Genomic DNA, 15,025 nt, shown 5'->3' on the forward strand with positions numbered 1-15,025 from the left:
CAGGGGTGCTCTCCTAGGTGAGGAAGTTCTTCAGCTCGGTGACGAGCTTGCGGATGTGGCCGGAGATGACTGGCGTGCCGAGGTCTTTGAGGCGTTGCCGGAACCAGGGGTTGACGCTCTGGTGGCCGGAGCTGCTGACGGAGCCGACGGGGATGAACTTCACCCCGGAGCGGTGCACGGCCTCGATGCCGTCGAACAGCGGTTGGGAGCGGTCGAACTCGTAGAAGTCGGAGATCCAGACCAGCACTGTGTTGCGCGGCTCGACGATCTTGGGCCGGGCCAGGGCCATGGCGACCGGGCCGTCGTTGCCGCCGCCGAGGTTGGTGCGCAGCAGCACCTCGAACGGGTCGTGGACCCACGGGGTGAGGTCCAGTGCCCGGGTGTCGTAGGCGATCAGGTGCACGTCGACCCTGGGCAGGCCGGCGAAGATGGACGCGAGGATGGTGCAGTTGACCATGGAGTCGACCATCGAGCCGGACTGGTCGACGACCACGATGAGCCGGGCCGGGGTGGTGCGGCGGGCGGTCTGCCGGTAATAGAGCCGGTCGACGTAGAGGCGTTCGTCCTCCGGGCTCCAGTTGGTCAGGTTCTGCCAGATGGTGCGGTCCAGGTCGAGGTTGCGGAAGACCCGCTTGGGCGGCACCGACCTGTCGACCGCGCCGACGGTGGCCTGTGCCACCTGGGTGCGCAGCACCTCGGCGACCTGGTCGACGTAGCGGCGGATCAGCGACTTGGCGTTCGCAAGCGCCACCCCGGACAGGTTCGCCTTGTCGCGCAGGAGCTGTTCGATCAGGGACATGCTCGGGGTCAGCCGGGCGGCCAGCACCGGGTCGGCGAGCACCTCCCGCAGGCGCATCCGGCGGACCAGGTCGCCCTCCAGGCCGGCGAGCGTGGCGCCCAGGCCGGCGCCGTCGCGGCGCAGCTCGCCCGGCGCGACGCCGCACGCCTGCTCGAACCAGCCGGCGTCGGCCTGCCAGCGGGCGAGCTGCCCGGCGCTCACCTCGCCGGCGCCTGTGGCGAACACGTTGAGCAGCAGCTTGGAGGCCAGCGCGGCCCGGCGTACCTCGGTCTCGGTCGGGTGGAACGGCCCGGTGTCGCCCGGGGTGTCGTCGGCGCTGAGCAGGCCGCGCAGCTCGTCGGCGAGCGCCGGGAAGCGCTGAACGACGGTGTCCACCGAGACGGCCGGGTCGAGCAGCGCGGCGGGCAGGCCGAGGTCGTCGACCACGGCGACGCTCGCGGACTCCAGCGCGGGCTGCTCGTCGGGGTGGAACAGGCGGGCGAGCAGCCGCCAGTAGAGCACCTGACGGCGGTTGGGGTGGTCGGCGGTCATCGGCGTAGCAACCTTCCGGCGCGTTCGCGCAGCACGGCCACGGCGTCGCCCGCCCTGGCCTCGGCCTTGGCGACCTTGGCGTCGGTGACGCCGCACGCCCAGTCGCCGTTGTGCGCCTCGACGCCCTGCCGTTTGACGGTGGCGCGCACGGCGAGGGGTTGCAGCAGCCAGCGGCCGTCGTCCCAGCGCAGCAGGCCGAGGCAGGCGGTGGCGGCGCCGAGCAGCGCCGGGGTGAGCGGCCCGGCCGCGGGCAGCCGGTCGGTCGCCAGCGGGATCGTCCGGCCGCCGAGATCGACAAGCAGGGCGCCGTCGCCGTCGCGGGTGACCCGACCCTCGGCCAGGACCGGCTCGGCGATCGCGGCGGGGTGGCGTTGCAGCGGCGGGGTCGCGGCGGCGGTGGCGTCGGCGAGCAGCACCCGGGCCGTGGCGAACGGGTCGGCCGGGTCGCCGAGCGCGGCCCGTTCGTCGACCCAGCGCAGGTCGCCGCCGTGCGCGGGCATGTCGGTGACGGTCAGGCTCCGTCGCTCGGCCAGGGCCTTGAGCAGCACCGGGTACGCCTCCAGCAGCCGCCAGCCGGCCGGGCCGACGATGGTGGCGACCTTCGCCGCGGTCACGGTGACCCGGACCAGCCGGACGGCGCCGCCGCCGGCCGGTTCGAGCAGGGCGTGCAGTTGGGCCTGGAAGGCGGTGTCGTGCTCGTGCACGTCGACGCCGAGCGGCAGCAGCCGGCCGGAGACCGGCTCCGGCGGCGCGGCCTCGTCGGCGGCGCCGGCGGTGAGCAGCACGGCCCGGGCCCACAGGTCGGCCCATCGCCGGGCGGGCGCCCGCGCCGGGTCGGCCGCCGCGCCGGTGCGCAGCTCGGCGGCGAGACCGTCGAGCAGCACCGCGAGGCGGCGCAGCGCGGGCACGGCGAGCGCGGCCTCCACCGGCGCGGCGACGCCGGAGAGCAGCTCGTGGTCGGCGCCGCGCCAACCGGCGAGCGCCAACTCGTGCAGCCAGGCCCGCGCCCCGGCCCGGCCGGGGGAGTCGTCCGGCGCGGCGGCCGACGGGGAGCCGGTGGCGGGGTCGGGCGGCGCGGCGGCCCACGGGGAGCGGGACCGGCGCAGCGCCTCGTCGAGCCGGTGCAGCAGCGCGTCGTGCGCGGCGCCGAGCAGCGCGGAGCGGGCGCCGGCGAGGACGGCCAGGTGCGCGTCGGTGAGCCGGCCGGTGGCCGCGGCGCGGACCGCCTCGGCGGTGCGCTCGGCCAGCGGGGTGCCGCCGACCGCGGCGGCAAGCGCGGCCCACGCGGCGGCGTCCGGCTCGCCGGGGCGGGCCAGGCCACGGGTGAGCGTGTCGTCGACGCCGTCGACCACGGCGAGGGCCTCGACCAGACCGGGTGGCAGGCCGTCGTCGAGCTGGGTGAGCTGCGCGGCGAGCATCAGCGCACCCCCGCCGTGGCCGGGAACCAGTGCAGCTCGGGCACGGGCGCGCCGCTCGGCGGGACCTCCAGGTAGGCCAGGTGGCGCAGGAAACGGCTGAACACCACCGCCGCCGGGCCGGGCTCGTGCCGGGCGTCGGTGCGGGCCAGCAGCTCGGCCCCGCCGGAGACGCCGTCGCCGACGTCGACGCGCAGGTATCCGGCGACCTGCTCGACGCCGTACTGGAGCACGGCCTCGTCGGCGAGGGCGTGCAGGTGCTTGCAGAGCATGCTGCCGCGCAGGCCGCCGCAGGGCCGGTTGTTGTTGGTGCTGCAGTTGACCGCGTGGCTGCCGGCGGTCACCGACGAGACGTAGACCCGCTCCACGTCGGACCCGCTTGAGACCACCCCCTGGAGCCGCCCGTCGGCCAGCTCCACGAAGGGCACCTTGGCGAGCTTGCGGGCCCGCGCGGGGGGCGCCACCCGCGCCACGCTCCGCCGTCGCCACGAGGCGTCCGTCATTGTCCCGACCTCCCCGCCGGCGGCCGGCGCCGGGCACGCCGGACCGCCGTCGCCGGCCCGTGATCCGTGCCGCTGTGACGACAAGGATCATGGACCACAGGTACGACAGGAGCGCGCGGGCACCACGTCGACCAAACGAACGTTAAGCTTCAGGGGTCCGCACCACGGACGCCGCAACGGCTCACTTACCCCACGGAGCTCACCCCGCCATGGACGTCGACCGGATCCTGCCCACCGACGAGGCCCACGACCTGCTGGACCTCGCCACCGAGCTCGCCGACCGGGAGCTGGCCGGACGGGCCGCCGACTTCGAGCAACGCGGCGAGTTCCCCCGCGACGTGCTGCGCACCCTGGGCCGGGCCGGCCTGCTCGGGCTGCCGTACGCCGAGGAGCACGGCGGCGCCGCCCAGCCGTACGAGGTCTACCTCCAGGTGCTGGAGATCCTCGCCAGCCGCTGGCTGGCCGTGGCCGAGGCGGTGAGCGTGCACACGCTGTCCTGCTATCCGGTGGCCGCGTTCGGCACCGACGAGCAGCGCAAGGTGCTTCCCGACCTGATCGGCGGGGAGCTGCTCGGGGCATACTGCCTCTCCGAGCCGCAGGGCGGCTCGGACGCGGCGTCGCTCACCACCCGGGCGGTCCGCGACGGCGACGCGTACGTGGTGACCGGCACCAAGGCGTGGATCACCCACGCCCGGGTCGCCGACTTCTACAACATCTTCTGCCGCACCGGCGGGCCCGGCCCGAAGGGCATCTCCTGCCTGCTCGCCGACCGGGGCACGCCCGGCATCCACCCGCAGGCCGCCGAGCGCACCATGGGCCTGCACGCCTCCCCGGTGGCCCAGATCGCCTTCGACGACGCCCGGGTGCCGGCCGAGCGGCTGATCGGCGGCGAGGGGGTCGGTTTCACCATCGCCATGTCCGCGCTGGACTCCGGTCGTCTCGGCATCGCGGCCTGCGCGGTGGGGCTGGCGCAGGCCGCGCTCGACTACGCGGTCGGCTACGCCCGGGAGCGCCGGCAGTTCGGCCGCGCGATCATCGATTTCCAGGGGCTCGGGTTCAACCTCGCCGACCACGCCACAGGCATCTCCGCCGCCCGCGCGCTCATGCTCGCCGCCGCGCGGCTGCGCGACGCCGGCCGGCCGTACTCGATCGAGGCGGCGAAGGCGAAGCTGTTCGCCACCGACCTGGCCATGCGGGTGACCACCGACGCGGTGCAGGTGCTCGGCGGCGCCGGCTACGTCGCGGACCACCCGGTCGAGCGGTACATGCGCGAGGCGAAGGTGCTCCAGATCGTCGAGGGCACCAACCAGATCCAGCGGCTGGTCATCTCCCGCGCCCTGGCCAAGGGTTAACCTGTCGCGGTGACCTTCCCCCGGATCACCGTCGACCCCGACGTCATGGGTGGCGCGCCGTGCGTGCGGCAGTCGCGCATCCCGGTGGCCACGCTGCTGGCCATGATGGCCGAGGGCATGTCCGTCACGGACATCCTCACCGATCTGCCGTTCCTGGACGAGGAGGACATGGCGGAGGTGTTGAACTACGCCGCGGACGCGGTCCGCGACCGCGCGGCACGCTGAGCGTCACCACGGCGGGGCGGGGACGGCGTGGGAGCGCTATCTCCGGTAGGTTTCAGCGCGTGGAGGAGATCGACCGCGCGATCGTCGCGGCACTGACCGGGGACGGCCGCCTGTCGTACACCGACCTGGCCGAGCGGGTGGGCCTGTCCGTGTCCGCCGTGCACCAGCGGGTCCGCCGGCTGGAGCAACGCGGTGTGCTCAAGGGGTACGCCGCGCGGGTGTCGTTCGAGGCGCTCGACCTGCCGCTCACCGCGTTCGTGGCGATCCGGCCGTTCGATCCGTCGCAGCCCGACGACGCGCCGGAACGGCTGGCCCACCTGCCCGAGATCGACTCCTGCTACTCGGTCGCGGGGGAGGACTTCTATCTCCTGCTCGTGCGGGTGGCCGGCCCGGCTGATCTGGAACGGCTGCTGCAGGAGATCCGCACCTCCGCGAACGTCACCACCCGCACCACTGTGGTGCTCTCCACACCCTATGAGCACCGGCCGCCGAGGATCAGTGCCGAGCTGCCTGGTCGGGTCCGTTCCCGGTCGGCGTCGGAGCCGGCAGGTTCCAGCGCCGGATGACCGGCCGGCCGTGTTCGTGACCGAGCACGCTGAGCGTGGCGGTGTCCAGCCGTAGCAGCCCGCCGGCCGCCGGGGGCAGCCCGATCCAGCGTGCCCCGAGCACCCGCAGGCTGTGCCCGTGCCCGACGAGCGCGACATCACCCTCGTCGAGCAGCTGGGTGACCCGGGCGAGGACCCGGTCGAGGCGGGCGCCGACCTGGTCCGGTGACTCCCCGCCGGGGCCGCCGTCGGTCCAGATCGTCCAGTCCGGCCGTTCCTCGGTGATGGCCGCGGTGGTCCGTCCCTCGTACTCGCCGTAGTTCCACTCGGCCAGGTCCGGGTCGGTGGCGTCGACGGTGAGGCCGGCCAGGAGCGCGGTGCGGGTGGCGCGTTGCCGGGGACTGGACAGCACGCGCGCGAAGCGTCGGCCGGTGAGCAGGGGAGCGAGCGCGCGGGCCTGTCGTTCGCCGTCGGCGGTCAGCTCCAGGTCGGTGTACGAGGTATGCCGGTGGCTCGCGCTCCAGGTGGTCTCACCGTGCCGGACCAGCAGGATCTCATTCACCGTCCCAGTCAAGCACGGGCCGGACGAGGCCGCTCGGCACCACCTTCAACCTATTATCCTAGGATGCCAAACGCGGTGTGCGGGCGCACACCGCGTTTGCCCACGACCACAACGGGGACGCGACGAGGGCAACCGGCAGCCCAGACGAGGAGGGCGACATGAGCTTCACCGACAAGGCGAAGAACAAGGCCCAGGAGATGACCGGGATGGCCAAGGAGCGCATCGGTGACGCCACCGACAACGAGCGGTTGCGGGCCGAGGGCGCCAGCGAGCAGAGCACGGCGCGCGCCAAGCAGGCCGGGGAGAACGTCAAGCAGGCCGGTCGCGACGTCAAGGACGCGTTCGAGAAGTGACCGTGCGATCGGTGGGCCACCGGATCAGCGGTGGCCCACCGACGTGTCTGCGGGTGGGCACGGCGGCGCCCCCGCGCCCGGGCCGGCCGCGGGGGCGACGGGTGGAGCGGGGATCAGTCGTCGCGGTGGGCGTGCCACCAGGACTGGCCGGCCTGGGGCAGGGTGTCGATCGGGTCGTAGTAGGCGTAGCGCTTGTTGAGCGCTTCCAGGTCGGCGGACTCGATCGAGGTGCGGTAGTTCTTGGTCCAGTAGGAGATGCCGCGCTCGCGGTCGTAGTCGGTGAGCATGTGCACCCAGCGCTTGCCGACGAACGGGACGTCGCAGACGATGCGCGGGGTGGCGTAGCCAGGCAGGTAGCCCATGATGTCGTGCTGGAGCTGCTGGGCGTGCCATACCGGGACCCGCCAGTGCTCGGCGTTGGGGATCATGTCGCACATGTAGAAGTAGTACGGCAGGATGCCCGCCTCGCCCTGGAGCGCGAAGCAGAGGTCGAGCAGGTCGGCGCTTGTGGCGTTGACGCCGCGCATGAGCACGCCCTGGTTGCGCACGTCGCGTACGCCGACGTCGAGGGCGGTCTGGGTGGCCTTGGCGACAAGCGGGGTCAGCGACTGGGCGTGGTTGACGTGGGTGTGGATGGCGAGGTTGACGCCGCGGCGGGCGGCGGTGCGGGCGACGCGTTCGAGGCCCTCGACGACGTCGGGCTGGAGCCAGTGCTGGGGCAGGCCCATGAGGGCCTTGGTGGCGAGCCGGATGTCGCGGATGGTTTCGATCTCGAGCAGGCGCATGAGGTAGGACTCGAGATTGCGCCAGGGCACGTTTGCGACGTCGCCGCCGGAGACGACCACGTCGCGTACGCCGGGGTGGCCCTTGAGGTAGGTGATGTGCGCGTCGTAGCGGTCGACCGGTTTGAGGGTGAGTTTGAGCTTGTCGACGGCGGGGGTGGAGTTGCCGACGAGGTCCATGCGGGTGCAGTGGCCGCAGTACTGGGGGCAGGTGGAGAGCAGTTCGGCGAGGACTTTGGTGGGGTAGCGGTGGGTGAGGCCCTCGGCGACCCACATGTCGTGTTCGTGGAGGCTGTCGCGGCTGGCGTAGGGGTGTGAGGGCCAGTCGGTGCGCCGGTCGGAGGCGACCGGGATCATGTAGCGGCGGACCGGGTCGGCGAGCAGCGCCTCGGTGGTCATGGGCGCGAAGGGCACCATGGTGTTGATCATTTGTGGTGGCACCAGCATGGACATGGTGGCCAGGGCCTTCTGGTCGGCCTCGAGGTCGGCGTAGAAGCTCTCGTCCACGAGGTCGCCGAGCACGGTGCGCAGCTGCTTGATGTTCTTGACGCAGTTGACCCGCTGCCACTGGGCGTTCTCCCACTGTTCGCGGGTGACGTGACGCCAGCCGGGAAAGCGGGTCCAGTCGGGTTCGACCAGGGGGGTGCGCCGGTATTCGTAGGGCTGTCCGGCGGCGGGGACGGCGACCGGCGTGGAGCGGGGCGTCGGGATGGTTTCCACCGGTTGGGTCTGTGTCACGGCCCCTCCTCGTCAGTGGTGCGGGTTGATCAACCTTGCGAAGGCTACTGGAAAATCTGCGGTCTAGAAATTAGTCTGCCGTAAGTTTTCCCGCGACGCGAACCCTGGCCGGGGTTTCGGGCGGCTGGATACAGGGGGGTCGGCGTGACGTCACCGGTGGGTCTGCACCGAGTAGTGGAACCTGCGGGGGTGCTGCCGCAGGCGGCCTGGCGCCTGGACGCGGACCCGCGGATCGCGGCGAACGAGGTGCGGATCCGGGTGCAGCGGCTGAACCTGGACGCGGCGAGTTTCCGGCAGTTGGCGGAGAAGCACGGCGGGGACGGGGAGAAGATCCGCGCCGAGGTGCTGGAGATCATCTCGACCCGGGGGAAGATGCAGAACCCGGTGACCGGTTCGGGCGGCATGCTGATCGGCACCGTGGAGGAGGCGGGTCGCCGCTCCCCGCTGGGCCTGCGGCCGGGGGACCGGGTGGCGACGCTCGTGTCGTTGACGCTGACGCCGCTGACGATCCTCGACGGGCTGGCCCGGTGGGACGGGCGCAGCGAGCAGGTGCCCTGCGACGGGTACGCGATCCTGTTCGCGCGGTCGATCGCCGCGGTGTTGCCGGCCGACCTGCATCCGGAGCTGTCCCTGGCGGTGCTTGACGTGTGCGGGGCGCCGGCGTTGACGGCGCGGGTGGTGGCCGAGCAGGTGGCGCGGCGGGCCCGGGAGGGTGACGGGCGTCCGGTGGCGGTGGCGGTGATCGGTGGCGCCGGCAAGAGCGGTTCGCTGTCCCTGGCCGCGGCGCGGCGGGCCGGCGCGGGTCGTACGGTCGGGGTGGTGCCGGTGGCGGCGGAGCGCGACGCGCTGGAGCGGGCCGGGTTGGCCGACGCGGTGGCCCTCGCCGACGCGCGGGATCCGGTGGGGTTGTCGACGGCGGTGACCACGGCGCTTGGTGTGCCGGCGGACGTGACTGTGGTGTGCGTGGACGTGCCGGGGTGTGAGCACGGCGCGGTGCTGGCCACGGCGGACGGCGGCACGGTGATCTTCTTCTCGATGGCGACGAGTTTCGCGGCGGCGGCGTTGGGCGCGGAGGGCCTGGCGGCGGACGTGACGATGCTTGTGGGCAACGGGTTCGTGCCGGGGCACGCGGAGTTGGCGTTGGAGTTGTTGCGGGCCGAGCCGGGGGTGCGTGGTCTGTTCGAGGCGCGGCTGGCGGCAGACTGAGGCCATGACGAACCCCTCGACGCTGTACCGCGGTGGAGTGCTGCACTGTCCGGCCGAGCCGCGCGCGACGGCGCTGCTGGTGCGGGACGGGCGGATCGCCTGGTTGGGCGCGGACGCGGACGCGCCGCCCGCCGACCGGGTGGTGGAGTTGGCCGGCGCGTTGGTGACGCCGGCGTTCGTGGACGCGCACGTGCACGCCACGGACACCGGGCTGGCGTTGTCGGGTCTGGATCTGTCGGCGGCGCGGTCGGCGGGTGAGCTGTTGGCGGCGGTGTCGGCGTTCGCGGGCGGGTTGCCGGCCGACGCGGTGGTGCTGGGGCACGGGTGGGACGAGTCGTCGTGGGTGGATCCGGTGTTGCCGGACGCGGCGGCGGTGGACCGGGCGGCGGGGGGCCGCAAGGTGTATCTGTCGCAGGCGTCGATCCATTCGGCGTTGGTGTCGTCGGCGTTGCTGGCGGCGTGTCCGGAGGCGGCGGGGGTGGCCGGGTACGACGCGTCGGGGTGGTTGCGGCGCGACGCGCACCATGTGGTGCGGGCGGCGGCATTCGCGTCGGTGACGCGGGCGCAGCGGGTGGCGGCGCAGCGTCGGGCATTGGCGCACGCGGCGTCGTTGGGGATCGCGGCGGTGCACGAGTGCGGTGGTCCGGATATTTCCGACGAGGAGGACTTCACCGGGTTGTTGGCGGTGTCGGGGGACGGGGTGCCGGAGGTGTACGGGTACTGGGGTGAGCTGCTGGGCGCGGCGCGGGCCCGGGACCTGGGCGCGGTGGGCGCCGGTGGGGATCTGTTCGCGGACGGGGCGTTGGGGTCGCGGACGGCGCACGTGTCGGCGGCGTACCTGGACGGGGAGTCGGGGGCGTGTGGGCACGGGTACGTGTCGGCGGAGCAGGTGCGTGATCACCTGATTGACTGCGCGGCGCACGGGATGCAGGGCGGGTTCCACGCGATCGGGGACGCGGCGATCGGCACGGTGTTGGCGGGGTTCGCGCAGGCGGCGGCGACGCTTGGCACGGAGCGGTTGCGGGCGGCCCGGCACCGGGTGGAGCACGCGGAGATCATGAGCAAGCGGTTGATCGCCGGGTTCGTGGAGTACGGGATCGTGGCGTCGATGCAGCCGGCGTTCGACCGGTTGTGGGGTGGTTCGGGGCGGATGTACGAGTCGCGGTTGGGGTTGGCCCGGTCGTTGGAGTCGAATCCGATGGGCGCGATGCACGGGGTGGGGGTGGCGTTGGCGTTCGGGTCGGATTCGCCTGTGACGCCGTTGGACCCGTGGGGGTCGGTGCGGGCGGCGGCGGCGCATCACAACCCGTCGCAGCGGATGAGTGTGCGGGCGGCGTTCGCGGCGCACACACGCGGCGGGTGGCGGGCGGTGCACCTGGACAACGAGGGTGTGCTGGCGTTGGGCGCGCCGGCGACGTTCGCGGTGTGGGACACCCCGGCCGGGGTGGAGCGGGGTCTGCCGGTGGTGTTGGCGGAGGACCCGGAGGTGCGGGGGCCGCTGGATCCGACTCCGTTGCCGGTGTGCCGGGCCACGGTGTTGCGCGGTGACGTGATCTATCAGGAAGGCAGTTCGTGAGCAAGCTTGGGTTGGATCCGGCGCTTGTGGCGCGGGCGCGGGAGTTGGCGCGCCGGGCGGGGCAGCCGGTGGTGGATCTGGCGCGGAGTCACACCACGGTGTCGGTGGAGCGGGCGGTGCTGCGGTTGGCGGGGGTGTCCGGCGCGGATCCGGACGGCATTCCGTGGGTGAACCGGCTGGTGGACGCGGTGGTGGCGGACGTGGGGCTGGGGCACGGGGTGGCGCTGCCGGTGTTCGACGCGCTCGCGCGGGAGGGCGTCACGGATGTGACGTTGCTGGCGCAGAAGGCGGCGGCCGGTTCGGTGCGCTTCGACCAGCCGGCGGGGAAGGCGGCGACGGCGGCGCGGCGGGCGGCGCGGCGGGCGGTGGCGGCGGGGATCCGGCAGGTGGATCGGCGGCGCGCGGAGCGGGACCGCCTGGTGAAGCGGTACGGGGATCCGAAGCAGCGGCCGTGGATCTATCTGATCGTGGCGACGGGGGACATCTACGAGGACATTCCGCAGGCGCAGGCGGCGGCGCGGGCCGGCGCGGACGTGATCGCGGTGATCCGGTCGACGGGGCAGTCGTTGCTTGACTACGTGCCGGAGGGGGCGACCCGGGAGGGGTTCGCCGGGACGTACGCCACGCAGGAGAACTTCCGGTTGATGCGGGCGGCGCTCGACGAGTCGTCGAGGGAGTTGGGCCGGTACGTGCGGCTGACGAACTACGCGTCGGGTCTGTGCATGCCGGAGATGGCGACGCTTGCCGGCCTGGAGCGGCTGGACATGATGCTCAACGACTCGATGTACGGGATTCTGTTCCGGGACATCAACCCGATCCGGACGTTCGTGGACCAGCGGTTCTCGCGGCAGGTGCACGCGCGGGCGGGGATCATCATCAACACCGGTGAGGACAACTATCTGACCACCGCCGACGCGGTGGACGAGGCGCACACGGTGACGGTGTCGCAGTTGTTGAACGAGTTCTTCGCGCACGAGGCGGGGTTGCCGGACCGGCTGCTGGGGTTGGGGCACGCGTTCGAGATCAACCCGGATCTGCCGGAGTCGTTCCGGTTGGAGTTGGCGCACGCGTTGCTGGCGCGGGAGTTGTTCCCGGACGCGCCGTTGAAGTGGATGCCGCCGACGAAGCACATGACCGGTGACGTGTTCCGGGGGAACCTGCTCGACGGGTTCTTCAACCTGGTGGGCGCCATGACGGGGCAGGGGATCCTGCTGGTGGGGATGATGACGGAGGCGGTGGTGACGCCGTGGTTGTCGGACCGGGACGTCGCGTTGCAGAACGTGCGGTACGTGTTGGGCGCGGCGGGCAACCTGCACGAGGATTTCGTGCCGGCGCCGGGCGGGTTCATCCAGCAGCGGGCGCACCGGGTGCTCGGTGAGGCGGTGGGGTTGTTGGAGCGTATCGGGGAGCAGTCGTTGTTGACGGCGATCGCCGAGGGCACGTTCGGGATCATGAAGCGGCCCGCGGACCGGGGCAAGGGCATCGACGGCGTCGCGAAGCACTCCGACGGCTACTACAACCCGGCCACAAAGATCCTGGAGCAGCCCTCATGACGGGTAAGACGATCGTGCGGCCGTACGGGGACACCACGGGCGACGGGATGGTGCAGGTGTCGTTCACGTTGCCGGTGCCGCACGACAAGCGGGCCGAGGGCGCGGCGGTGCAGTTGGCCAACAAGATGGGCATGGACCCGGCGATGCTTGTGCACGCCAAGCCGATCGGTGACGGGTTCACGTTCTTCGTGGTGTACGGGCGGGTGAACCACCTGGTGGACCTGGATCGGGTGCAGGTGGTGGAGCGGGACTTCCCGTTGTTGTCGGCCAAGGAGGTCAACGCGACGGTGAAGCGGAGGTTGCGCCGCAAGCTGTCGGTGGTGGGCGCGTGCATCGGCACGGACGCGCACACCGTGGGCATCGACGCGATCCTCAACGTCAAGGGCATCGCGGGGGAGAAGGGCCTGGAGTACTACCGGGAGTTGAAGGTCACCAACCTGGGTGCGCAGGTGAGCGTCCCGGAGTTGGTGGAGGCGGCCCGGCAGGAGCGCGCGGACGCGGTGTTGGTGTCGCAGGTGGTGACGCAGCGCGACGCGCATCTGCACAACACGCGGGAGATGTCGGCGGCGTTCCGGGAGGCGATGCCGGCGGGCCGGCGACCGCTGCTGATCGTGGGTGGGCCGCGGTTCGACGAGACGATGACCGGCGAGTTGGGCGTGGACCGGATCTTCGGTCGCGGCACCACCCCGGGCGAGGTGGCCAGTTTCCTCGTCCACGCATTGATCACCTCCAGGAAGGCGAGCGCCGCATGAGCGATCCGCGGGTCGGGTTGACCGTCGTCCACCGCCGGTATGTGCCGTACTCCCACGCCCACTACGCGGGGAACCTGGTGGACGGGGCGTACGCGCTCGGGTTGTTCGGGGATGTGGCCACGGAGGTGTGCATCCGTACGGACGGCGACGAGGGCCTGTTCGCCGGCTACTCCGAGGTGCGGTTCGCCGCGCCGGTCCGGGCCGGTGACGTGGTGGAGGTGACGGCACGGGTCAGCCGGGTGGGCACGCGCAGCCGGACGCTTGAGTTGAGTTGCGCGGTGGTGTGCCGGGGCCGCCCGGACCGGGGCGACTCGGCGGCCGAGGTGCTGGAGCCGCCGATCGTGGCGGTCACCGCGACCGGCACGGTGGTCGTGCCGCCGGCGGCGTGAGCGGGTCGGCGCCGCGCCCGCAGGGCGGCACCGTCGTCTGCGCCGACGTCGGGTCGACGTACACGAAGGCGGCGGTGGTCGACCTCGACGGCGGTCGGCTGGTCGGCGCGGCGTCCGCGCCGACCACTGTCGGTTCGGATGTGCTGCACGGCCTGGACGCCGCGGTCGGCGCGGCCCGCACGGCGGCCGGGGTCGGTGACGTGCCCTGGTACGTGTGTTCGTCGGCCGGTGGTGGGTTGCGCCTGGCCGTGGTGGGCTACGAGCCGCTCGTGACGGCGCAGGCGGGCCGGCGGGTGGGTTTGTCGGCGGGGGCGAACGTGGTGCACGTGGCCGCCGGCCGCCTCGGCGCGGCGGAGCTGACGGCGGTGCGGGCGGCCCGTCCGGACGTGGTGCTGCTTGTCGGCGGCACCGACGGCGGTGACGCCGACACCCTCACCCACAACGCCACCCGCCTGGCGCGGGCCCGGTGGCGGGTGCCGGTGGTCTTGGCGGGCAACGTCGACGTCCGCGACGGGTTGCGTGGGCTGCTGGCCGGCGCGGGCGTGCCGGTGACCGCGGCGGACAACGTGCTGCCCCGCATCGGGGTGCTGGCGCCGGCGCCGGCGCGGGCGGCGATCCGGGAGGTGTTCCTGCGGCACGTCATCGGCGGCAAGAAACTGTCCCGTGGTGTCCGGTTCGCGCGGCTGGTCCGGGCGGCCACCCCGGACGCGGTGCTGACCGGCGTGGAGGTTCTCGCCGACACCGTCGGCGGTGACCTGGCCGTGGTGGACGTCGGCGGGGCCACCACCGACGTGTACTCGGTGCTGACCCCCGACGAGCGGGAGACCGGCCCGGGCCGGGAGGTCACCGGCACGCTGTGGCGGGCCCGCACGGTCGAGGGGGACCTGGGCATGCGGTGGTCCGCGCCGGGCGTGGTGCGGGCCGCCGCGGAGGAACGGCTGCTCGCCGCCGGGGAGCGGGACAACCTGGCGGTGGCCGCGGCGGCGCGGGCCGCCGATCCGGGGTTCCTGCCCGGCGGGGCCGCCGAGCGGGCCGTCGACGGGCGGATCGCCGCGCTGGCGGCGACGGTGGCGTTGCGTCGGCACGCGCGCGGCGCGGCGACCGGGGAACGCGCCGGCCGGGACCTGCGGGAGGTGCGGTTGCTCGTCGGTTCCGGCGGGGTGCTGCGGCACGCCGAGCCGGGCTCGGCGGCGGGGGTGCTCGACGCGGTGCTCACCGACCACGCGGGCGGGTGGCCGCTGCCGCGCGCCGCCCGGCCGGTCGTCGACGTCGACTACGTGCTTGCCGCCGCCGGGCTGCTCGCCGGGGACCATCCGGTCGCGGCGGCGGCGGTGCTGCGGCACCACCTCGGCGCCTGAGCGGACGGTCCACCCATCGAGACGCGCCGACGCGACACGCCGTGGCGCGACACACGACAGGCCGGGGTGGGTTGACAGCGGCGGGGGTGCACGCCGTACCGTCTTTGAGTCCTACCATGGGAAGCGGCTGTTGTTCGCTTCGTCCTCTCGTCCGCTGGCCGAGCGACCGGAAGGTTGCGGCGGCCAGGTCCAGCGGGCGGGGGTCGGCGGGGCGGCGCGAACCGGTCGCGGTTACCGGTGTACGGGCAGGGTGAGAGGAACGGCCAGTAGACAACGGCCAGGCGGGGGCAGCCAGTCCACGTCGGGTCGGTCCGAAGGTCGGCGCCGATCATCCTCGCCCCACCGGCCGGGGAGGGCCTGGGAGCGTCGGGGCGCGGCTTACGCCG

General features: G+C 73.1%; 15 protein-coding genes. 10 read left to right on the top strand and 5 right to left on the bottom strand.

Translation table 11 applies throughout. The features are described 5' to 3' along the window. Nucleotides 1-13 precede the first annotated feature (13 nt). The 3 genes from SM450_RS08615 to SM450_RS08625 are packed head-to-tail and all read right to left on the bottom strand — an operon-like array spanning nt 14 to nt 3,218. Entirely contained in the window at nt 14-1,330 is a 1,317-nt protein-coding gene (locus tag SM450_RS08615) for a VWA domain-containing protein (RefSeq protein ID WP_474619160.1), read from the bottom strand. Continuing rightward, nucleotides 1,327-2,748, bottom strand: a complete 1,422-nt coding sequence (locus tag SM450_RS08620; protein WP_474619161.1) for a hypothetical protein — start codon at nt 2,746-2,748, stop codon at nt 1,327-1,329. The genes SM450_RS08615 and SM450_RS08620 overlap by 4 nt, the downstream gene beginning before the upstream one ends. Continuing rightward, the gene (locus SM450_RS08625; RefSeq protein WP_474619640.1) at nt 2,748-3,218 is read right to left on the bottom strand and encodes a hypothetical protein; all 471 of its coding nucleotides are present in this window, start codon (nt 3,216-3,218) and stop codon (nt 2,748-2,750) included. The genes SM450_RS08620 and SM450_RS08625 overlap by 1 nt, the downstream gene beginning before the upstream one ends. A gap of 239 nt (nt 3,219-3,457) precedes the next feature. On the opposite strand from SM450_RS08625, the gene SM450_RS08630 reads away from it, so the two are divergent. The 3 genes from SM450_RS08630 to SM450_RS08640 are packed head-to-tail and all read left to right on the top strand — an operon-like array spanning nt 3,458 to nt 5,391. Continuing rightward, a complete protein-coding gene (locus SM450_RS08630; protein WP_474619162.1) occupies nt 3,458-4,600 on the top strand; it encodes an acyl-CoA dehydrogenase family protein in 1,143 nt (380 codons plus the stop codon). 9 nt (nt 4,601-4,609) lie between these two features. Continuing rightward, entirely contained in the window at nt 4,610-4,825 is a 216-nt protein-coding gene (locus tag SM450_RS08635) for a DUF433 domain-containing protein (protein ID WP_282293412.1), read from the top strand. 59 nt (nt 4,826-4,884) lie between these two features. Beyond that, complete coding sequence (locus SM450_RS08640; RefSeq protein WP_474619163.1) at nt 4,885-5,391, top strand: Lrp/AsnC family transcriptional regulator; 507 nt, start codon at nt 4,885-4,887, stop codon at nt 5,389-5,391. Here the strand turns inward: SM450_RS08640 and SM450_RS08645 are convergent. Next, nucleotides 5,321-5,932, bottom strand: coding sequence for a histidine phosphatase family protein (locus SM450_RS08645; protein ID WP_474619164.1), 612 nt, complete (start codon nt 5,930-5,932; stop codon nt 5,321-5,323). The two genes, SM450_RS08640 and SM450_RS08645, sit on opposite strands and share 71 nt — an antisense overlap. A 158-nt stretch (nt 5,933-6,090) precedes the next feature. On the opposite strand from SM450_RS08645, the gene SM450_RS08650 reads away from it, so the two are divergent. Further along, nucleotides 6,091-6,285 carry a CsbD family protein gene (locus SM450_RS08650; protein ID WP_281589449.1) on the top strand — a complete coding sequence of 65 codons (195 nt, stop codon included), beginning with the start codon at nt 6,091-6,093 and terminating at the stop codon, nt 6,283-6,285. Between the two features lie 113 nt (nt 6,286-6,398). Here SM450_RS08650 and SM450_RS08655 read toward each other — a convergent pair whose 3' ends face one another. Then, nucleotides 6,399-7,805, bottom strand: coding sequence for a KamA family radical SAM protein (locus SM450_RS08655; RefSeq protein WP_474619165.1), 1,407 nt, complete (start codon nt 7,803-7,805; stop codon nt 6,399-6,401). Nucleotides 7,806-7,949: 144 nt separating this feature from the next. On the opposite strand from SM450_RS08655, the gene kdd reads away from it, so the two are divergent. From kdd to SM450_RS08685, 6 genes are read left to right on the top strand one after another with little or no spacing between them, the layout of a single operon-like run. After that, complete coding sequence (gene kdd / locus SM450_RS08660; RefSeq protein WP_474619166.1) at nt 7,950-9,011, top strand: L-erythro-3,5-diaminohexanoate dehydrogenase; 1,062 nt, start codon at nt 7,950-7,952, stop codon at nt 9,009-9,011. Between the two features lie 4 nt (nt 9,012-9,015). Beyond that, the gene (locus SM450_RS08665) at nt 9,016-10,587 is read left to right on the top strand and encodes an amidohydrolase (protein WP_474619167.1); all 1,572 of its coding nucleotides are present in this window, start codon (nt 9,016-9,018) and stop codon (nt 10,585-10,587) included. Continuing rightward, nucleotides 10,584-12,140: a lysine 5,6-aminomutase subunit alpha gene (kamD, locus tag SM450_RS08670; RefSeq protein ID WP_474619168.1), complete on the top strand. Its 1,557-nt coding sequence runs from the start codon at nt 10,584-10,586 to the stop codon at nt 12,138-12,140. The genes SM450_RS08665 and kamD overlap by 4 nt, the downstream gene beginning before the upstream one ends. Further along, the gene (kamE, locus tag SM450_RS08675) at nt 12,137-12,892 is read left to right on the top strand and encodes a lysine 5,6-aminomutase subunit beta (RefSeq protein ID WP_474619169.1); all 756 of its coding nucleotides are present in this window, start codon (nt 12,137-12,139) and stop codon (nt 12,890-12,892) included. Before kamD ends, kamE begins: the two co-directional genes overlap by 4 nt. Further along, nucleotides 12,889-13,281: a 3-aminobutyryl-CoA ammonia lyase gene (gene kal / locus SM450_RS08680; protein WP_474619170.1), complete on the top strand. Its 393-nt coding sequence runs from the start codon at nt 12,889-12,891 to the stop codon at nt 13,279-13,281. Before kamE ends, kal begins: the two co-directional genes overlap by 4 nt. Next, complete coding sequence (locus tag SM450_RS08685; protein WP_474619171.1) at nt 13,278-14,639, top strand: glutamate mutase L; 1,362 nt, start codon at nt 13,278-13,280, stop codon at nt 14,637-14,639. Before kal ends, SM450_RS08685 begins: the two co-directional genes overlap by 4 nt. Nucleotides 14,640-15,025: the final 386 nt, after the last annotated feature.

The organism is Micromonospora marincola, assembly GCF_056150385.1.